This window comes from Pseudoalteromonas sp. Z9A6, from assembly GCF_011378805.1.
Classification (GTDB): domain Bacteria; phylum Pseudomonadota; class Gammaproteobacteria; order Enterobacterales; family Alteromonadaceae; genus Pseudoalteromonas; species Pseudoalteromonas distincta.
The window spans coordinates 76,979-97,659 of record NZ_WTKZ01000003.1; the positions used below are offsets into that span (position 1 = coordinate 76,979).

The following is a 20,681-nucleotide window of genomic DNA, read 5'->3' on the forward strand; positions in this document are numbered from 1 at the left end:
TTCACCAGTGTTGTCATAATTAACCGTTTACTAGTTTCTCAATGAAAAACTCTAAATGCCCAGATGGTTGGTTGGGTATTGGCCATTTAACTGCTTTTGTTGCCAGCGTTTTAAACGCAAGAGCGGCTGGCGAATTTGGAAAGAGCTCTACTATTACTTTTTGACGACGCGTTGCTTTGCGCATATTTTCGTCATAAGGAACCGTTGCTACTAGCTCCATTGACACATCTAAAAAGCGATCGGTAACTTTAGATAGTTTTGCAAACAATTCAGTACCTTCACGCATACTGCGGACCATATTTGCAACAATTTTGAACTTATAAACACCATGCTCGCGGCTTAATACTTTAATAAGTGCGTAAGCATCGGTTATTGATGTTGGTTCATCGCACACTACAACCATTACATCTTGTGCTGCTCGTGAGAAGCTTAGCACCATGTCTGAAATACCAGCGGCTGTATCTACAATTAAAATATCGAATTCGGTATTCAATTCGCTAAACGCACGAATTAGTCCAGCATGCTCCGATGGTGATAACTCAACCATACTTTGCGAACCCGATGTAGCGGGTACAATTTTAATACCAGCAGGACCTTCAACTAAAATTTCGTCAAGCTCACATTCACCAGACAAAACGTGTGACAAATTACGCTCTACACGTAAACCAAGCATCACATCACAATTTGCCAAACCTAAGTCAGCATCCAGTACTAGTACTCTATTACCTTGCTGCCCTAGTGCTATAGCAGTATTTAGAGAAACATTTGTTTTCCCCACCCCACCTTTACCACCGGTTACAGCGATAACTTTAACGCCGTTGTTATTGTTTTGACTCATTTTGCGCAGGCCGCTTGCTTGATCTAATACTGTGTTAATCATACATCCCTACTGTACTTGGCGCCACTGCTTGATGCCTTGAATGTTGTGCTTTTGTTCTTTTTAAATATAATTGCTCAGCCTTTTTCACTAGTTTTTCAGCATTTGCAACACGAATATCTTCTGGTACTCGTTGTCCATTAGTAAGATACCCTATTGGAAGGCGATTTTGAATCGCAATACTAATAATCTCACCCAAACTTAATGATTCATCCAACTTGGTAAAAATACAACCACTTAACTGTACTTTTTTAAAGTGGCGTACAGTTTCTTGTAGTACATTAATTTGCGCTGTGGCACTGAGTACTAGGTAGTTTCGAATATCCACACGCTGGTTGCGCATTAACGTATTTAACTGCTCAGTTAAGCGTAAATCTCGCTGGCTCATACCTGCCGTATCAATTAACACTAGACGTTTATTTCGTAAATGATATAAAACTTCAGCTAACTCATTAGCATCTTTAACTTGTTTTACACCACAACCAATAATACGACCGTAAGTTGCAAGCTGCTCATAAGCACCAATTCTGTACGTATCAGTGGTTATTAAGGCAACTTTATCGGCGCCATACTTTTGTGCACCTAGAGCTGCAAGCTTAGCAACTGTCGTGGTTTTGCCCACACCTGTTGGACCCACTAACGCATATACACCACCTTGGCGAAGTATTTCGTTATTGGTTGTTTGCATTTGATCTTCAACCATTGTTAGCAATGCTTTCCAGCCTTGTTGACGAGACACATCATCAGGTACAAAACATGCCATTTGCTGTGCTACTTCTTTATCGATACCCATACCGACTAAACGGTCAACCATACAAGCGCGTGTTGGATCGCGACGCGCCATATCTTGCTGCATCAAGCCTGATACTTGGTGCTCAAGTAATTGACGAATTGCGTTCATTTCTTCACGCATTGTTGTCATTTCTTCGCTTTCATTATTAGGTGCTTGTTGGCGAGTGGTTACTGGGCTATCTAAATCATCAAAGTCGCGGTCTAAATCATCAAAACCTAAGCTATCCGCTTGAGTTTGTGGACGAACTGGCGCAGAAGCTTCAGGAGCAAACATATTTTTAGTACGCTGCCCCATATTAGGTTCTTGATAGTTATCAGTAGTATCAATACCCGATTGTGAAAACATAGAAGCAAGTTCAGGGGAGCGAGGACGCGGTGATTGTCGCTCTAGTAATGCTTGTAAGCTGTCAGCAACCTTTGCTTGTGGCTCAGGCTTAGCACGCTGTGGCTCTGGTCTTACAAAGTTATGCATGCTTTGCTGTGGCGCTTGAGCACGAGGCTCAGCATTACGTTGTGGTTGCGCTGCTACTTTAGGGGCTGCTTTGTCATAATCAACTGCCGCTACAATTTCTACACCGTTAGCCAGCTTCTTATTTGACATAATAACCGCATCAACACCTAACTCATCTTTAACTTCTTTAAGTGCTGTGCGCATATCTTTAGCAAAAAAACGTTTAATTTTCATGATTCAACCCCTGTTAAAATCTTATTGTTGGCCTACCGAGCTTACAATTTTGATCTGTCTTTCGTCTGGTACCTCTTGATAAGACATCACTCTCAATCCTGGAATGGTGTACTTAACAAAACGAGATAACACAGTGCGTAACATTCCTGACGTTAGCAATATAGAAGGTTCGCCGGCCATTTCTTGATTTTGATGCGCTTGTGTCAATGACACTTGAAGTCGCTCTGCAAGTCCTGGCTCAATACCGGCACCTTCATCGCCTGCATTTTGTAATGACTGATGCAACATCTGTTCCAACTCAGGCGCCAAGGTTATGACAGGGATTTCTGATGACATTCCCACCGCATCTTGAACAATTAATCTACGCAGTGAAATACGCACTGCAGCCGTTAATACATCAGGGTCTTGACTACGTGGGCCATACTCAACAAGGGTTTGAACAATTGAGCGCATATCGCGAATAGCCACGCCTTCATTTAATAAATTTTGTAGTACTTTTACAATAACAGTTAATGGCAATACATCAGGTACTAGTCCTTCCACTAAGCGAGGATGGCTTTTAGCAAGCATATCAAGTAGGTTTTGAACTTCTTCATGCCCTAGTAATAACGCTGCACTGTTAGTTAATAACTGGCTAATATGAGTGGCAACTACCGTGGCTGAATCTACAACGGTATAACCTAGTGATTGTGCTTCATCTTTTTGATCTGGTTTTATCCATACTGCATCAAGGCCAAACGCAGGATCTTTTGTTTCAACCCCTTTAATTGGACCAAATACTTGTCCTGGGTTAATCGCTAGTTCGTCGCCATGCTTAAGCTCGCTTTCACCGGTTGAAACCCCCATTAGTGTTATTCTGTAAGCGTTAGGGTCAAGCTCTAAGTTGTCGCGTATATGTACCGGCGGCACTAAAAAACCAAGCTCTTGAGAAAGCTTTTTACGCACCCCCTTAATACGATTAAGTAGCTCACCACCTTGTGATTGGTCCACTAACGGAATTAATCTATAACCGACTTCTAAGCCAATTACATCAACCTGCTGAACGTCATCCCAGCCTAGTTCTTTTTGTTCTTGTTTATTAGCAACACCCGTTGCAACGCTTCCGCCATTAGCGGCCTCTTCAGCTTCTGTCGCAGCAGCTTTTAATTTACTTTGCTGTGTGTAGTAAGCTAAGTAACCGAGTAACGCACCTAAACTTAAAAAAGCAATATGCGGCATACCAGGCACTAAGCCCATGATGATCAAAATACCAGATGCAATAAAGAGTGACTTTTCGTTGCCTAGTTGTTTCTTAAATTGGTCCCCCATATTGAGCGACTCATTTTGGCGTGTTACAACAATCGCGGTACCAATTGAAAGCAGTAAAGAAGGGAGTTGAGCAACTAAGCCATCGCCAATGGTAAGTAATGTATATACTTCCATTGCATTGCCAAAACTCAAATTGTGCTGGATCATACCGACAAATAAACCACCAACAATATTGATGATTAGTATAACAATACCTGCAATCGCATCACCTTTTACAAATTTACTCGCACCATCCATTGAGCCGTAAAAATCAGCTTCGCGAGTTACTTCCTCGCGGCGGTCACGCGCTTGTTCTGCGCTGATAAAGCCTGCGTTCAAATCAGCGTCAATGGCCATTTGTTTACCCGGCATTGCATCAAGGGTGAAACGCGCAGATACCTCAGAAATACGACCAGCACCTTTAGTAATTACTACAAAGTTAATAATGATCAGGATTAAAAATACAACCAAACCAACAGCGTAGTTACCACCAATAACAACTGAGCCAAACGCTTCAATTACTTTACCGGCAGAGTCACCACCATTATGGCCTTCAAGTAATACAACTCGAGTACTGGCAACGTTAAGTGCTAAGCGCATAATTGTAGCGATTAGTAATACAGAGGGAAAAATACCAAATTCAACTGGCTTCATCGTGTAAACAGTTACAAGTAAAACCACTAATGCTAGAGCAATATTAAACGAGAAAAGGATATCGAGTAAAAATGGCGGTAGTGGTAAAATCACCATTCCCAAGGCAGCAAGCACAAGCAAAGGTGTACCTACCCCTTTGGCATAGTCTTTTTTATCTCTGTTAAGTTGTTGTAATACCGCTTTAAAACTCATAATTCTACAATTTCAAAAAATTGACACTACGTAGAATTTGCAATAACTATTCCAAGTTACTCAGTTAACGGTTTAATACTTGTAGGCATCGGGGATTGGCAGCTTTTTATTGAGCTTAGTTGGACGTTTACCGCGCCCTTTATTAAAGCGCTTAAGCTGAAATACATACGCTAAAACTTGCGCTACTGCGGTAAATAGCTGATCGGGTATTTGCTCCCCTACTTCAGCCGTATGATAAAGCGCTCGGGTCAACATGGGGGATTCTAATATAGGTACTTCATTCCCTATTGCTACTTTTCGAATTTGCATCGCCATTTCATCAATGCCTTTAGCAAGCACTATAGGAGCACCTGCGCGCTCCGTGTCGTATTTTAATGCTACAGAGTAGTGAGTTGGGTTGGTAACAATAACATCAGCGTCAGGAACATCTTGCATCATGCGGTTTTGCGACATTTGCCTTTGTGTTTGCCTAATGCGCGCTTTTATTTGTGGGTCACCTTCAGAGTTTTTATACTCATCTTTAATTTCTTGCATTGTCATTTTAAGTTGTTTGTTATGGTTGTAACTTTGAAATGGTGCATCAATGGCGGCAATAACAATTAAAGTGCACGAAAGGCCTAAAAACATCCACCCTAAAATCTCTAAGGCATGAATAATATTACCCGGCGCACTTTCTAAACTTAAATGCAGTATTTCATCAAAATAAGTATTAATTAAAAACACTGCAAAACTTGCTACTAAACCAAATTTTAAAAGTGACTTTACAAGCTCAATAGCCGCTTGTGGGCCAAACATCCGCTTAAAGCCTTTCATTGGCGACATTTTACTTGCTTTAGGTGCAGCAGCTTCCCAGCTAAAGTTAAAACCACCGAGTAACGTATTACCAATAAATGCAGCCAAAACGATAATTAACACAAACATAGCCATAGGAAACATCAACGCGTCTGCAACCTCTCCCCACACGGCAAACATTTTAGTGGTATCAAAGGCTTCGTTGCGGTTTAAGCTAAGGGTTCGGCCCATTACATTGTATAAACCTTTACCAATTTCAGGACCATACATCAAAAGCGATATAGCCGAAAAAATAAGTACAAACATGGTACCTAACTCTTTTGAGCGTGCTATTTGGCCTTTCTTTTTAGATTCTTCAAGCTTTTTGGATGTCGGTTCTTCTGTTTTTTCTTGTCCTGAGTCTTCAGACATGACTTTCTCCTAAGGTGAGCAACCAACTAAAGTACACATTAGCTCAACCATTTTTAACCATTGAAACTCAAACTGAGTAACAAAGTTACCTAGTGTCGCCCAAATAATAATAAGTCCCGCTACTAAGGTAAACGGAAAACCAATAGAGAAAATATTTAATTGCGGCGCTGCACGCGTCATAATCCCAAACGACATATTAATAACGAGCATTGCGGTAAGCGGTGCAAGTGAGAGTACCAGTGCTGTAGTAAACATCCAGCCGCCCCAAGTCACTATGTCCCAGTAATGATCTACAGACCACCATGTGCCATCAATGGGTAGCACTTGAAAGCTATGCACCACCATTTGAATCATCATTAAATGACCGTTAAAAGCAAAAAATAGCAAGGTGGCCAAAATAAGGAAAAACTGGCCAACCGCTGGGACGCTTGCGCCATTAGAGGGGTCAATAACCGAAGCAAAACCTAAACCGGTTTGCATCGCAAGTATTTGCCCTGCTAACACAAAAGTATTTAATAAGAGTATAGATGCAAAACCAATAGCAACACCAATCAGCATTTGTTGAATAACGACTAAAATCATCTCAAACGAAAATAAATTAGTGAATGTAGCGGGCGGCAGAACAGGAACGACAAGAAAAGTTACAACAACTGATAACCCCATTTTTATGCGCGTAGGGACATTTTTAGCACCTAAACCAGCCATAATCATAATCATTGAGCTAATGCGTACCAGGGGCAGCAAAAAATCGCTCAACCATTGAATAACAACTGAAAAGGGGTATTCCACGTTTAACCTGCAATTTCAGGAATAAGTAATACTAGGCGAGTAAAAAAATCCATCAGTTCTTGAGTAAGCCAGTGCCCACCTACAATTAGCGCACTAATGGTAATTAATAAACGAGGTAAAAAGCTCAACGTTTGTTCATTGATTGATGTTGCCGCCTGAAATACAGCAACCACTAAACCAATAATTAGGCCTGGGACTACAATTGCAGACACCAATTTAATAACTAAAAACAGCGCGTCACTTAGAATATCAACAAAAATTTCCGGTTCCATGTTGTACTCCTATCGTTGGGTCATGTTAATGCTTTGCATACTAAGTCCCTAAACCAAAGCTTTTAGCTAGAGTCCCCATCACTAAGCTCCAACCATCAACAAGTACAAACAGCATAATTTTAAACGGTAAGGACACTATCATGGGGGAAAGCATCATCATACCCATCGCCATTAATACCGAAGCGACCACTAAATCAACAATTAAAAATGGGATAAAAAACATAAACCCAATTATAAATGCCGTTTGCAGTTCGCTGGTTACAAAGGCCGGTATTAACACTATTAATGGCGTATCTTGTGGCGAATTTAGCTGATCGTAACCGGCAATTTTAGCAAACGTTTCTAAGTCTTTGAGACGCACTTGAGAAAGCATAAATGCTTTCATTGGCTCTTTAGCAAGCTCTAAAGCCTCTACTGATGTAACCTGCTCATTTAAGTAAGGCTCTATAGCTCGCTCGTTTACCTGCTGATAAATAGGCGCCATTATAAAAATACTTAAAAAAAGTGACATGCCTAATAACACTTGGTTTGACGGTGTTTGCTGTAAACCAATTGCTTGGCGCAAAATAGCGAGTACAACAATAATTCGTGTAAATGAGGTCATCATAATTATGGCAGCCGGTATAAAACTCAGCGCCGTCATAATTGCTAAAACTTGTAACGTTACTGAGTAATCTTGTGTGCCATCAGCGTTTGTTGTAATAGTAAGCGCATCAATTCCCTCTGCGCTTACACTTGGTACAAACACCATGGCAAAAATAATAAGCAGCCACTTTGTCATAGGTTTAATTCTTTTTATTTTGGTTTGATTGTGGGTTTAAAAGTTTACCAAATCGTTTAGCGAGTTCAGGCAGTTCTTTTTCACTTAATGGGGTTTCTAACTTGTGTAAATAATTAATACTATGAGGAGTTACACCAAGCAAATGCTGAGCATTATCTATCTCAACAACCATTAAACGCTCACGAGAACCCAAAGGCAGGCTTCTGACTACTTTAAATTCATCGCTGTTTGCTAAATTTGGATTAAGCTTTTTAACAAAAAATGCCAGCACAATAATTAGTACTAGCACCATTACAAGCGACAGCACCATAGAGAGTATATCTCCAGTTGGTGTTGCCACATCTGCTTTTGAAAAAACGGAACTAGTTAAAGCAACTAATAAGCTCATCGTAGTTTTTTGATCCGCTCTACTTGGCTGATCACGTCAGTTAAGCGAATACCAAACTTGTCGTTTACTACAACTACTTCGCCATGAGCTATCAAAGTACCATTAACTAGTACGTCTAGCGGCTCGCCCGCAACACGGTCAAGCTCAACAACAGAGCCTTGGTTGAGTTGCAGTAAGTTACGAATATTAATTTTAGAGCGCCCTACTTCCATTGAAATAGTAACGGGGATATCTAAAATAGTGTCGAGTTTTCGTTTTTCATCGCCACTCATTTCGTGTTTTGAATCACTTAACTCATCAAGCTCTGCAACATGTGCTTCGCTACTATCATCTGGACCTTCGGCTTCTGCTAATGCTGCTGCCCATTCGTCCATTGTATCTTGATCATCGCTCATACTTTTAACCTTTTAATCAATTACCAGTCTAAGTCTACACCGTCAGAGAGGTGTAAATCATCTTCTAGTTCTGCTAATTCTGCATCTGAGTCAATTTTCTTGCCGCCTTTGGTAAATACATGCAGCTCAGATTTAACTGAATCAGGTCGTTTAATTTTTTCACTAATTTGAAGCGCAACATTATCGCGAGAGCGGCCCATCTTGGCTCTAAATGTAGGTAGTTCTTCAACAAACACGGTTATATGCTCAGGCATTTCAACCGGAATAATATCACCTGCTTTTAATTCCATAATTTGCTTTAAGGTCAAATCAACTTCAAGTAACTGAGTCGACATATCAACCTCAACATCCATTATTTCATCGCGAAGTGCTTTGCTCCAACGTAAATCAGTATCTTCAGTATCAGACTGAACACCCGCATCTAAAAGCTCTCGGATTGGCTCAAGCATCGAATACGGAAGTGCAATATGAAAATCGCCACCACCGCCATCAAGCTCAATATGAAAAGAGCTAATAACCACAACCTCTGTTGGACTTACAATATTCGCCATAGCGGGGTTTACTTCTGAATCGAGATATTCAAACGATACATCCATAACCGGAGCCCATGCTTCTTTATAATCTTCAAAGATTATTTTAAGGAGCATTTGCACAATACGACGTTCTGTAGGCGTAAATTCTCGACCTTCAATTTTTGCATGATAACGCCCGTCACCACCAAAAAAGTTATCTACCAAAATAAACACAAGTCGTGCTTCCATGGTAATAAGGCCGGTACCTTTAAGCGGTCTAAAACGCACCATATTTAAGCTGGTTGGAACAAATAGAGTATGGATATACTCACCAAATTTAATCATTTGCACGCCGTTAATAGACACCTCTGCGGTGCGGCGCATCATGTTAAATAGGCTAATTCGCATATGACGAGCAAAGCGTTCATTAACAATTTCCAGTGTCGGCATACGACCACGCACGATCCGATCTTGCGAAGAAAAATCGTACTGAAGCGTACTTCCTCCGCCATCTTCACCGTCGTGTATATCTTCCTCTTCAACGTCATCAACGCCATGTAATAGCGCATCAATTTCGTCTTGGGATAATAAATCGCTCACGCTAACCCCTTATTGCATCACAAAGCCGGTAAACAATACCCGCTCAATAACTTTGCTGCCTTCAACATCAATTAAAGCTTCCTGGACTTTTTCAAGTGCAGAAAAACGAAGTGTTTCTTTACCCGTACTCGTACTTAACTCATCGGCTGTTGTAGTAGAAAACACACTTAATAGAGTACCTTCTATTAATGGAATGTGTTTTTTAGCTGTTTCTTCATTTACTTCACCACGTACTAGTAACTGTACTTTAATTTGCACAATTCTGTCGCGACTTGAGCCAGGTACGTTAAATACAAATGGGCGTGGCATAGAAACATATAAAGCACTGCCTATTTCAGCTGAATCACCAAATCCAGTTGACAGATCTACAGAGATTCCCGCTTCTTCACCTAAGGTTTCGACTGACGCATCCGAGCCCAACATAAAAAAGTAACCTGCAGCACCACCTATTATAAGTAGTACAGCCACTATAATTATTATTAGTTTCTTTTTACTTTTACCGGTTTCTTCAATTTCTAAACTTGCTTCTTCAGCCATCATGATTCCTTTAATTGCAAAGGTACTTGCTTGTTTTAACTATTATAATAGCAGTACTTAGGCATAGTAATCTATTGATGATGAAGTTTGTTGTCGAGAACTTTGTGCAGTGTTATTTGCTTGCTCGTCGTTTTCATCATTAACTGACTTATTATTAGCCAAATTACCTTGAGTTCCAGCTTCACTGTGCTCAGCAGTTTCACCATCAGATTGCCCATAAGAAATAGTGCTTTCACCAAGCTCTAATCCCTGTTGCGCTAACATTTCACGTAAGCGCGGCATTGATTGTTCAAGTGCTTCTTTGGCTTGCTGGTTTTGTACTACAAAGTTTATATGTGCTTGTTCTGCATCGCTACGAATACGTATTTGCATACTGCCCATTTCGGGAGGATCGAGTCGAATTTCTGCTTCTTTATTATTAATGCTCAGCATTGAGCTGACGCGCTCTTGCAATAATTTAGCTGCATCACTTTTAACAATATTAATTGCCTGCATTACGCCAGGATCAATACTTACTTGCTTAACCTGTGACGTGCTTTGTAATTGTTGAGTTTGTATTTGGGTATCAAGTAAGCTCTGCTCGTAACTTAGTGAGTCGTATTGGCTTAATGTGCTCATTTGCTGAGTATTTAAAGCAGCTGTAATTTGCGTAAATACTTGTGCTACGCGTGCAGGTGTTTGTTCTGCAGTTATTTTTTTAAGGCCATCTTTTTGCATCAACTCAGATGACTTTGTGGCGTTTTCATCCTTTATAGAAGCTGTGGCAGCCTTACTTGGTTCAACATTTTCACTTGTCGATATTTTTGAGCTGACTTTTTGCGAGTCATTTACAGCGCTCTGAGTAACTGGCGCTACAAACATTTTTGAATCTGATTTTGCTGTATCGGCCAAACCTATTTCAATTGAAGCCTTTAACTCATTAACTGTTTGCTTAAGCACTGACAGCTGCTCGCCTTTTGGCTGTTCAGCTTTAATATAAGCGTTTAATTGTGTTAACAAGCTTTGTTTTTCAGTGATATTAAGCGTATCAATCTCAGAACTAAAAGACTGTTTAGCTACGCTACCCTGTGCTTCTTCATTATCAGTAATAAATTGCGCAAGCATTTGTTTAAGGTTGGCAGTGCGATTAGTAGTCGAGCTATTAGTCGAGTCGGTATTGTCTAATGTCTTAATTTGCGCATTAAGTTGCGAGCGCTGCTCAGGCGTTAAACTAGCAATGACGTTATTAGCTTTAATTAAGCTCGTATCCTTAGTCATTAAAGTATCTATTGCAGCACTTTTTTCACTTTCAGATGTTTGTGGAGTTGCTGGCGTAGGCACTGGTATTGGCAACACTATATTTTTTGAGCTTTTATCAACGGGTTTGCCTTGAGCTAATTGCTCCTTTAAATCCATTGAAACTAATTTAGCATCATTAACTATAGGGCCAATACTGTCATCAGGCTTTTTATTTATAGGATTTAATGGCTGTTCAATACCTTCGGCAACACCACTTTTATGATTTTTGCCTTCATTTAATGGTAACGAATTTAAAGGTAGTGAGCTTAAGTTATCGCTTTTTGAATCAGTTAATTTAGCCGCTTTAGAGTCTACACTAGTGGCAATCGGATTTTGCACTACACTCGCTTCTTCAGTCGATACTTCAGTCGATACTTCACTGCTTGTATTAGCAGATGCAATTCCTGGTGTGCTTTTTAATTCTGTATTTTCTATTTCTGTGTTTTCTATTTCGGTATTCTCTACCTGTGTAGCTTCTAGCTCTGCATTTTCTGATTCTAAACTGTTAGTTGTATCGAACGGCTTATTGACCGAGGTGCTCATTGCTTGTGCTGAATTAATTTGATCAAGCATCTCAACAGACACAAAAGTAACTTCGCCCGTTGCTATTTCATCTAGCTTTACGCTCAGATTTTCATTTTTTTCTGGCTGTTTATGCTTTGGAATAGCAATCGAATTTTCGGCATCGGGATTTATATTGCCTTTAAGCAAAGGCCCCATAGAGTTATGCGCTTCGTTTAGCTGGCTTAAAAATTCCTCGCCTAAATTTCCTTCGCCATTAGCTAAGCTATTGTCTTTAAAAGCTAACAGTGAATCTTTTTCAGAAGAAACTAAAAACGAAATGTTATTCATCGCCATAAATCACCTAATACCATTACGGCAATATGCCACCGCATACCGCCAAAAGTTGAATTCCACTAAGTAACAAAGCAATTAACGTGCCTGAATTACAAAGCTTTACGACGTTGAAAAAACTGATTAGCCGAAAATTCATCTAACATTTTTTGCTCATTTTTTGCCATTAACGCATTTGCTTTGAGTTTTTGATTTTCGATTAATTTGGCAACTGCTTTAGCTTTAATTTGCTGCTTAAGCCATAGAATTTTACGTTGAGTAACAACTTGCTTAGCGGTATTTACGGTACTTGCTTGTTGGCGAATTGCCTCTTCAATTTTAGCTATAAAAGCATGGTACTGACCAAACCCTGCACTAGATAAACCCGACTTACCTTTTAGGTGTAACTGCTGAGAGTATTCCAGTCTAAAATTGTTTAAACCTTGTAGCTTTTGTTGATTCGATTGCAAGTTTTGATTAGCTTGTAAGTAACTCATGCGCAAACTTTCTTCTTTGTCATTTTCAATTTTGAGCAATAAATCGAGTTTATTTTTAGCCATTATGCTTGTCCTAGTAACTGAGCAAGACCTTGCAGACCATCATCGTAACTAATGACATCTCGCATACCTTGTTGTAAAAATGCATTTACTCTTGGCATCATATTTATGGCTTGGTCGAGCATTTGATCGGTCCCTTTTTGATAAGCACCTAAAGTAATCATATCTTTGTTTTGTTGATACATTGAATAAACTTGCTTAAGTACACGGGCTTGTTGCATGTGTGGTTCAGAAACGACTTGAGGCATAACACGCGAAATCGATTTTTCTATATCTATAGCGGGATAGTGCCCGCTGTCGGCTAAATCACGCGATAATACAATGTGGCCATCTAAAATAGCTCGCGCTGCATCAGCAATAGGGTCTTGCATATCATCGCCTTCACTCAACACCGTAAAAAAGGCGGTAATTGAACCTTGCCCTTCACCGCCATTACCAGCACGTTCCACCAGCGCAGGTAATTTAGCAAACACCGAAGGCGGATAACCCTTTGTAGCAGGCGGCTCGCCTACAGCAAGTGCAATTTCACGTTGCGCCATTGCATAACGCGTTACCGAATCGAGTAACAATAATACGTTTAAACCCTGATCTCTAAAATACTCTGCAATAGTTACGGCGCTCTCACAGCCTTTTAAACGCATAAGTGGTGATGAATCAGCAGGCGCTGCGACAACAACTGAACGTTTGCGCCCTTCTACACCGAGTATTTCTTCAATAAATTCTTTTACTTCGCGGCCACGCTCCCCCACTAAGCCAACCACAATGACATCAGCTTCGCTACCTCGGGTCATCATACCCAGTAGTACTGATTTACCCACACCAGAGCCTGCAAACAAGCCCATACGCTGGCCTTGCCCTACTGTGATAACCGAGTTAATAGCACGCACACCTACATCCATAGGCTTAGTGATTGGTCTTCTTGAAAGCGGGTTTATAGTATTTTGAGCAAACTTTAAATGATGCTCAGCATTAATTTTACCAAGGCCATCTAGCGGTCGCCCTAAACCATCCACCACGCGGCCTAATAAACTCATCCCTACAGGTAAACCTAAATTATTTACTTGAGGAATAACACGCGCACCAGGTAATACACCAGAGATGTGGTCGTTAGGCATTAAGTACAAAGTTTGATCGTTAAAACCGACTATTTCGGCGTCTACAAAGCCGTTCATAGTTTCTATTTTACATTGGCTACCAACGGGTGCACGTAAACCTCTAGCCTCAAGGGTAAGGCCAACAACACGCGTTAAAATACCTGCAACAGCAGGCGCTGGGGTTTTAATATGTTGTTGATATTGAGATAAGCGTTCGCTTAAAGGTGCACGTTGAGTTGACATAACACGCCAATAAAATAGTTAGATACCACTATTATGCAAAAAACTATCCAACGTTTCTTTGACACGTGTTTTTAGAGTCATATCGAGTGACGATTGCGCTGTTTTAACTTCACAGCCACCGCGCTCAAGAGTGGGCTCTGCCATTAACTGCCAGTTATTATCAATAATGGTTTGTTCGCCGTAGCTCTCTTTTATGAGTTCTAAGTCTTCGGGGTTTAAATGGATTCGTACTTTTTCTTGCTCCGCATTAAGTGAATCAATACTTTGCTTTAACGTATGTAAAATCGCATCTGGCGATGTTTTTACTTCTTGATAAATAACAGCTTCCGCTAACATGCTAGCAAGTTGTACTAATTGCTTCTCAGCTTGTTCGTCCACTTTATCTAGCGGTGCAGTTAGCCCCTCTAAAATGGCTTTTAAACTTGTTAACTGCTCTTCAATTAATGGTTTTACATCTTCAAGGCCTTGTGTTTTACCTTGCTCTAACCCTTCTTTGTAACCTGCTTCTTTACCTTCGCCAACGCCTTTTTCAAAGCCGTCTATGTAGCCTTGCTCATGACCTTGCTTGAGGCCTTCTTCGTAGGCGTCTTGCCTAATGCGTTCAAGCTCAACCATAGTAAGCGCAGGCAATTCTGGTTCTTGTGGCTCATCAATTGGCATTTCTTCAGCTAATTCTTTTTTATACAGATCACTAAGCGGTGTGCCGTAAGCCGTAGAGCGATTGCCAAAGCTGCTCTCATCTGGTGCTACATCTGGAATAGCCCAGTTTTTTAATAATTCATCTGCTTCATCAGCCCGAAGTGTGCGCCCTTTGAGTTTGCTCATGGCTTACAAGAACTCCTCGCCACCGCCGCCGCCCAGCTGAATTTCACCTGAGTCAGATAAACGACGCGCTGTTGATAAAATCTCTTTTTGCGCCGCTTCTACTTCACTTATACGGACAGGTGCCATAGCTTCTAAATCATCAGCAAGCATTTCGGCTGCACGCTTAGACATATTGCCCAGTATTTTATCTTTAAGGGCATCGTCGGTGCCTTTAATTGCTTTCATTAATACGTCTTGTTGTACTTCTCGCAGGATTGCTTGAATACCACGGTCTTCAACATCCATTAAGTTTTCAAACACAAACATTAAGTCTTGAATTTGCTGCGACATCTCTTCGTCATGCTCACGAATAGAGTCCATTAACTGCCCTTCTACATTGGTATCTAGGTAATTTAAAATATCTGCTGCAGCCTTCAAACCACCCATTTTAGCAGCTTGTGCACCTGCTTGGCCGGCAAATTGTTTTTCCATTATTTCGTTTAGTTCTTGTAGTGCTGCTGGCTGAACCTCTTCAAGGTTTGCAATCCGCATGGTTAAATCTAAGCGTACTTTTTCAGGAAACTGAGAAATAATTTCAGCTGACTGTTCTGGCTCTAAATATGATAATACAATGGTTTGAATTTGCGGATGCTCATTGCGAATAATACTAGCGACTTGCTTAGAGTCCATCCATTTTAATGAATCCAAGCCTTTAGCGCCTGAGCCCATAACAATTTGGTCAATAAGGCTAGCGGCTTTGTCTTCACCAAGTGCTGCTGTAAGCGCTTTTTTAATGAAGTCTTCTGACTGAAAACCAATGGTACTAAAGCTTTGAATTTGCTCTATAAATAAGTTGTGTACAGCGCTTATTTTAGCTTGTGATAAGTCCTGTAGCCCAGCCATCGCCATACCCACTTTTTGCACCTGCTTAGGCTCTAAGTGTTTAAGGATTTGCGCGGCATCTTCTTCTGATAAACTCAAAAGTAATATAGCGGCTTTATCTACCCCATCAAGCTTATCTACATCAAAGGCTGGCGGGAGTTGTTTTTGTTCTTGATCAGTCATCTTCTGTTAACCACGCTTTCACTACTTGTGATGATAGTTCTGGTTCGTTAGCTACAAGGGCACGGATTGCTTTAAGTAAATCTTCGTCGCCATGTAAATCTGGTAACTGCAGTGTACCATCACTTGAGAAACCAACCGAAGCAGAATCAAAGTCTTTATTTAGCATATCAAGCGTGTTGTCGCCAATATCTACGCCTGAGCTTAGTGCATCTTCGTCGTATTCTTCTAGTGTATCGTCTGGGTAAATTAAGCGTTTAAGCATTGGTTTTACTACAGCCATTATCAATACAATGATAACTAAGGCGCCTAGTACAAGGCGGGCTATTTTCATAAACCAGTCTTGCTCCCACAGTGGCACTTCTATTGCTAAATTTGTTGCTTCACGTACAAACGGCACGGTAACTACTTCAAGTGCATCACCACGTTGCATATCAAAGCCCACACCGCCTTGTAGTAAGCGACGAATATTTGACAATGCTTCAACCGAGCGTGGAGCCATGGTTGTTTCGCCGTTTTCTCCCACTTTAGGAATATAGTCAACAGCAACTGATACGCTTATTCTGCGTATTACACCACTTTGCTGGCGCTTGTGAGAAATAGTTGTATCGAGTTCATAATTACGTGTTGCTTCTTTGTGGCTACGGGTTGGTGACGTAGCTGTGCCTGCGCCGCCTTGCCCAGCAACCTCAGGAATATTTGAATTTAGCGGTGGCTGATTTGTAAGCGCACCTGGAATACCAACAGCTAGGCCGCCAATGTTATTTTCTTCAAATGTGGTTTCGCTTCTAACCGCTGGTAGGTCTGGGTTATAACGCTTTTGAGTTTCCTCAATCGAGCTGAAATCCATACTCAAATCAACTTGAGCTGTATAGTTTGCAAGCCCAACAACCGGTATTAAAATACTGTCTATTTTTTCAAGGTACTCTTGTTCGCGCTTACGCTCTAAATCGTATTCTTTACGAGAGCGTGCTGCTAGTGAGCTTTGCGAACCTGAATTTAATAATCGACCATTTTGATCGGTAACTGTAACACGTGCAGGCTCTAAGCCTTGTACTGCTGAGGCAATCATATCGACAACAGAGTCTACTTCTTCACGGTCAAGTGAGCGCCCACGTTTAAGTGTTAATACAACGGTAGCTGATGGTTTTTTCTCTCTGCGGGCAAATACGTTTTCTTTAGGAATAGCTAATAATACTTTGGCGCGAGTAATGTTGTTAAGCTCTTCAATTGTGCGTGCTAATTGCTGTTCACGACCATGTTTTAGGCGCTCACGCTCCAAGCGTTGGCTTACACCAAAGCCCATATCTTGCATAATAATGTCAGAGCCTGATGCTGGACCTTGCTCTAACCCTTCACGGGTCATTAGTAGCTTAATGTTTTGGTATTCACTTTCATCAACCGATACAACATTGCCATCGAGTTGATATTCAATTTTTTGTGCATCTAAAAAGTCTAATGTTTGAATAAGCTCTTCAGTTTGCATTTTGCCTAACGGCCGCATATCTGGCTGACGAGCCCAAATAATAATGAAAATCGCGATAGCCAAACAAATCGCTAATGCTATTACCAGTGTTACTTGGCGCAATACATCAACACCACTTAAAGCACTTAAGTAGCCTGACTTTTGTTCTTGTTGATCATCACCACCACTTTGGTCGATACCGCCGCCAGCAAGTGCTAGGTCTGTAGATTGGTTAGATTGCGCCACAATAATTCTCCACTACCTAATTAAACAGGCATGTTCATGATTTCTTTATAAGCTTCAACAAGTTTATTACGAACCTGTACTGTAGCCTCAAAAGCAACTGACGATTTTTGAGAAGCAATCATCGCCTCAGCAAGAGATACACTTCGATCACCCATTTCAACCGCTTTTACTTTTTGACCTGCATCTTGCTGTAGACCGTGCACTGTATTTAGTGCATCACTTAGCATGTCGCCAAATTGTGCTGTAGAAGTAGACTGCACCTGAGTTGGCAGTTTATTAGTTTGATTATTACGGCCGGCTTCTAAAGCCATTGATTGCATTTCTTGAAATACAGCACTGTTTTGAATTTTCATAATTTATCTCTGACACGCAGTGAACTCTTATAAGTAATAAAGCACAAAGCATGCCAAATAATTAATCACTAAAATACAATAGGTTAACTTTAATTTGTGTGAGTCAGAGTTTTGACAACCCTAAGTTCGCAGCGCAAACTTAGGGTTTATAGGAGGTTAAGCTGGAAGTGAAATACCTAAATCGCGCATTTGCGCTAGTTTATAACGTAAAGTTCGTGGGCTTATGCCCAACGTTTCGGCAACGTCTTTACGCTTACCTTGGCAACGTGCAAGGGTTTCTAAAATAATGCGATGCTCTTTGTCTTTAAGCTCATCTTTATAGCTACCGGTATCTGCCGCTAGCAAACCTTGTTTAGGCTCATCCTCAGCATGCGACTTTTCATCATAATATGCAGAGCTTAAAGTGCTTTTATCAACACCTTTGTCTGCATGTGCTAATTCTGTTGGCGATACGGTTTGCGCCGGTGCCAATGAAGGCTCCATAACAAAGTTATTAGATACTAAGTTTTCGATAAAAATAGCATGCTCGTTTATTGTATCGCCACTTCGCAATATAAGTGCACGCTGTATAACGTTATCAAGCTCGCGCACATTACCAGGCCACGCGTGAGCCAGTAACTTTTGCTCGGCAGCTTTATCTAAATACGCCATAGGCTCCTTGCTTTTACTTATATGGCGCTCAATTAAATGCTTAGCCAATACAATAATATCGCCAGGGCGTTGGCACAATGGACGCCACATAAGTGGAAAAACATTAAGCCTGTAATATAAATCTTCTCTAAACTGATTATCTACTACGGCTTCTTTTAAATCACGATTACTGGTTGCCAAAATACGTACATCGAGCTGAATTGTTTTACGCCCCCCTAAACGCTCTACTTCACGTTCTTGCAGTACGCGTAAAAGTTTAGCTTGTAGTCCTAAGTCCATTTCAGTAATTTCATCAAGTAAAATAGTACCGCCTTGTGCTTGCTCAAACTTACCCGGACATGCTTGAATCGCCCCCGTAAAAGCCCCTTTTTCGTAACCAAATAACGTGGCTTCGAGCATATTTTCAGGAATAGCCGCGCAGTTAATCGCCACAAATGGCTCATTACAGCGGCTCGACTTATCATGAATATAGCGAGCAAGTACTTCCTTACCTGAACCACTTGGGCCAAGTACCATTACACTTGCATCAGAGCGTGCTACTTTACTCGCAAGCTCCAATAATTGAATACTAATTGGGTCAGCAACAATAGGTCCGTCGGTTTCTTTTGCTTTTTCAGGCAAATAACGGCTCACCATATTTAACAGCACTTCAGGTGCAAATGGTTTAGCCATGTAGTCAATTGCACCTAGGCGCATGGCCTCTACCGCATCGTCAATTGTGGCGTACGCCGTCATCATCAATACAGGTAAATCAGGGTGGTTTAATTTAATACTGCGTAGCAAATCAAGTCCACTCATTGCGCCCATTTGCACGTCGCTTACAACAAGCGAAAATTGATCTTTTTTAAGCAGTAACATTGCTTGCTCAGCACTGCTCGCTGCAATACATTCAATACCCGACATTTCAAGGGTATCGATTAAGGCTTCACGAAGCCCAGCGTCATCTTCGACAACTAAAATAGTGTTACTCATAATGACCCCTCTAATTTAGATGCTGTCTTAATAGGCAGTAACAAGCTAAAGCAGGCACCACCATGCGTATTATTAGTCACATCAACACGGCCTTGGTGTGCATTAGCAACCGAACTCACTACAGCAAGCCCTAAGCCTGTGCCCTGACTTTTAGTAGTAAAAAATGGTTCAAAAATTTTATCGCTTTGGCTTAAATCAACACCTGGGCCATTGTCGCTCACACTAATACGAACCATATCTAAATCTTTTAAATCTCTTTGTGCGCTAATTTTTACTTTTGCACCGCCACCAATAACTTGAATACTATTGTGCACAAGATTTTGAATAGCACTGGCCAATGCCGTTTTATTACCGACTATTTGTATATCGGGTTCTGGTAAGCTTACATCCAGTTCACTTTCATTAAGTGCGACCATCGCATCAGCGCCCGCTTTAACTTCTGTTAAAAGCTGCTGCATTGAAACTTGCTCAACAACTTGCTGATCGCCACTTTTAGCAAATAAAAGCATGTCGTTTACTTGAGTTTCTAAATCTTTTAAACGCGACATTAACTTTGTTTGAAAGTTATCGCGAGATGCTTCGGGTAAGCGCTTTGACCCTAAATTAGCAGCGTAAAGCATAGCGGCTGAGAGCGGCGTACGGACTTGATGCGCTAATGATGCAACCATTTTACCCAGCGCACTTAAGCGCTGCATATGTGCAACACGTTTTTGTAAGCGGCGGGTTTCGGTTAAATCCGTCATTAAAATAAGTTGCCCTGGCTCTGGTGCTAAAGCGGTAATATCGAGCTTTATTAAGCGCCCATCTTTTAAGGACACTTCGTGGCCATCATCTTGATGCGGCCTAAAAGAGCGCTGAATAACATTAAACCAGCGTTCGCCTTCAAGTGGCTCGCCAAGCATATCAATCGCTATTTGATTCGCTTTTGCAATCAACCCTTTGCCATCAAGTACAACCACGCCTGCTGGCATGGTATCAACCAAATGCGAAAGCCAACTTGCTTGCTTGCGCAGATCGCTTAATTCACCAATGTACTCCTCTTGAAGTAAACATGGGTTATACTGATTTGCAGAAAAAAACTGTGGTTTTAGCACGCTAGCAAGGGCCATAATCAAATCTCGAATTGATGTAGATACATGACTAAATGCACGATTTATA

Annotated in this window: 20 protein-coding genes; all 20 read right to left on the reverse strand. The window is 41.0% G+C overall.

Going from position 1 to position 20,681, the window contains the following annotated elements:
- Positions 1-19: 19 nt before the first annotated feature.
- A complete protein-coding gene (locus GQR53_RS01910; RefSeq protein WP_002959312.1) occupies positions 20-880 on the reverse strand; it encodes a MinD/ParA family protein in 861 nt (286 codons plus the stop codon).
- Positions 873-2,354, reverse strand: a complete 1,482-nt coding sequence (gene flhF / locus GQR53_RS01915) for a flagellar biosynthesis protein FlhF (protein ID WP_165742706.1) — start codon at positions 2,352-2,354, stop codon at positions 873-875. The genes GQR53_RS01910 and flhF overlap by 8 nt, the downstream gene beginning before the upstream one ends.
- 21 nt (positions 2,355-2,375) lie before the next feature.
- Positions 2,376-4,487 (reverse strand): flagellar biosynthesis protein FlhA, encoded by a 2,112-nt coding sequence (gene flhA, locus GQR53_RS01920; protein ID WP_165742707.1) that lies wholly within the window; start codon positions 4,485-4,487, stop codon positions 2,376-2,378.
- A gap of 72 nt (positions 4,488-4,559) precedes the next feature.
- Positions 4,560-5,690, reverse strand: coding sequence for a flagellar biosynthesis protein FlhB (gene flhB / locus GQR53_RS01925; RefSeq protein WP_024596365.1), 1,131 nt, complete (start codon positions 5,688-5,690; stop codon positions 4,560-4,562).
- 9 nt (positions 5,691-5,699) lie between these two features.
- Entirely contained in the window at positions 5,700-6,479 is a 780-nt protein-coding gene (gene fliR, locus GQR53_RS01930; RefSeq protein WP_024606209.1) for a flagellar biosynthetic protein FliR, read from the reverse strand.
- A gap of 2 nt (positions 6,480-6,481) precedes the next feature.
- Positions 6,482-6,751 carry a flagellar biosynthesis protein FliQ gene (fliQ, locus tag GQR53_RS01935; protein WP_002959325.1) on the reverse strand — a complete coding sequence of 90 codons (270 nt, stop codon included), beginning with the start codon at positions 6,749-6,751 and terminating at the stop codon, positions 6,482-6,484.
- Between the two features lie 40 nt (positions 6,752-6,791).
- On the reverse strand, positions 6,792-7,532 hold the full coding sequence (gene fliP / locus GQR53_RS01940) for a flagellar type III secretion system pore protein FliP (protein WP_024606210.1): 741 nt from the start codon (positions 7,530-7,532) through the stop codon (positions 6,792-6,794).
- Between the two features lie 4 nt (positions 7,533-7,536).
- Positions 7,537-7,920, reverse strand: a complete 384-nt coding sequence (gene fliO / locus GQR53_RS01945) for a flagellar biosynthetic protein FliO (RefSeq protein ID WP_007377952.1) — start codon at positions 7,918-7,920, stop codon at positions 7,537-7,539.
- The gene (gene fliN, locus GQR53_RS01950) at positions 7,917-8,315 is read right to left on the reverse strand and encodes a flagellar motor switch protein FliN (protein ID WP_024599211.1); all 399 of its coding nucleotides are present in this window, start codon (positions 8,313-8,315) and stop codon (positions 7,917-7,919) included. Before fliN ends, fliO begins: the two co-directional genes overlap by 4 nt.
- A 20-nt stretch (positions 8,316-8,335) precedes the next feature.
- Entirely contained in the window at positions 8,336-9,427 is a 1,092-nt protein-coding gene (fliM, locus tag GQR53_RS01955) for a flagellar motor switch protein FliM (RefSeq protein ID WP_024606211.1), read from the reverse strand.
- 9 nt (positions 9,428-9,436) lie between these two features.
- Positions 9,437-9,964, reverse strand: a complete 528-nt coding sequence (gene fliL / locus GQR53_RS01960; protein ID WP_024606212.1) for a flagellar basal body-associated protein FliL — start codon at positions 9,962-9,964, stop codon at positions 9,437-9,439.
- A gap of 57 nt (positions 9,965-10,021) precedes the next feature.
- The gene (locus GQR53_RS01965) at positions 10,022-12,100 is read right to left on the reverse strand and encodes a flagellar hook-length control protein FliK (RefSeq protein ID WP_165742708.1); all 2,079 of its coding nucleotides are present in this window, start codon (positions 12,098-12,100) and stop codon (positions 10,022-10,024) included.
- Positions 12,101-12,189: 89 nt separating this feature from the next.
- The gene (gene fliJ / locus GQR53_RS01970) at positions 12,190-12,636 is read right to left on the reverse strand and encodes a flagellar export protein FliJ (protein ID WP_165742709.1); all 447 of its coding nucleotides are present in this window, start codon (positions 12,634-12,636) and stop codon (positions 12,190-12,192) included.
- On the reverse strand, positions 12,636-13,970 hold the full coding sequence (gene fliI / locus GQR53_RS01975; RefSeq protein ID WP_002959338.1) for a flagellar protein export ATPase FliI: 1,335 nt from the start codon (positions 13,968-13,970) through the stop codon (positions 12,636-12,638). The genes fliJ and fliI overlap by 1 nt, the downstream gene beginning before the upstream one ends.
- 18 nt (positions 13,971-13,988) lie before the next feature.
- A complete protein-coding gene (gene fliH, locus GQR53_RS01980) occupies positions 13,989-14,795 on the reverse strand; it encodes a flagellar assembly protein FliH (RefSeq protein WP_165742710.1) in 807 nt (268 codons plus the stop codon).
- A 3-nt stretch (positions 14,796-14,798) separates the two neighbouring features.
- Positions 14,799-15,839, reverse strand: a complete 1,041-nt coding sequence (gene fliG, locus GQR53_RS01985) for a flagellar motor switch protein FliG (RefSeq protein WP_165742711.1) — start codon at positions 15,837-15,839, stop codon at positions 14,799-14,801.
- Complete coding sequence (fliF, locus tag GQR53_RS01990) at positions 15,832-17,547, reverse strand: flagellar basal-body MS-ring/collar protein FliF (RefSeq protein WP_024594884.1); 1,716 nt, start codon at positions 17,545-17,547, stop codon at positions 15,832-15,834. Before fliF ends, fliG begins: the two co-directional genes overlap by 8 nt.
- Before the next feature lie 20 nt (positions 17,548-17,567).
- On the reverse strand, positions 17,568-17,900 hold the full coding sequence (fliE, locus tag GQR53_RS01995; protein WP_165742712.1) for a flagellar hook-basal body complex protein FliE: 333 nt from the start codon (positions 17,898-17,900) through the stop codon (positions 17,568-17,570).
- A gap of 156 nt (positions 17,901-18,056) precedes the next feature.
- On the reverse strand, positions 18,057-19,523 hold the full coding sequence (locus GQR53_RS02000) for a sigma-54 dependent transcriptional regulator (protein ID WP_165742713.1): 1,467 nt from the start codon (positions 19,521-19,523) through the stop codon (positions 18,057-18,059).
- The gene (locus GQR53_RS02005) at positions 19,520-20,632 is read right to left on the reverse strand and encodes an ATP-binding protein (protein ID WP_165742714.1); all 1,113 of its coding nucleotides are present in this window, start codon (positions 20,630-20,632) and stop codon (positions 19,520-19,522) included. The genes GQR53_RS02000 and GQR53_RS02005 overlap by 4 nt, the downstream gene beginning before the upstream one ends.
- Between the last annotated feature and the right edge of the window lie 49 nt (positions 20,633-20,681).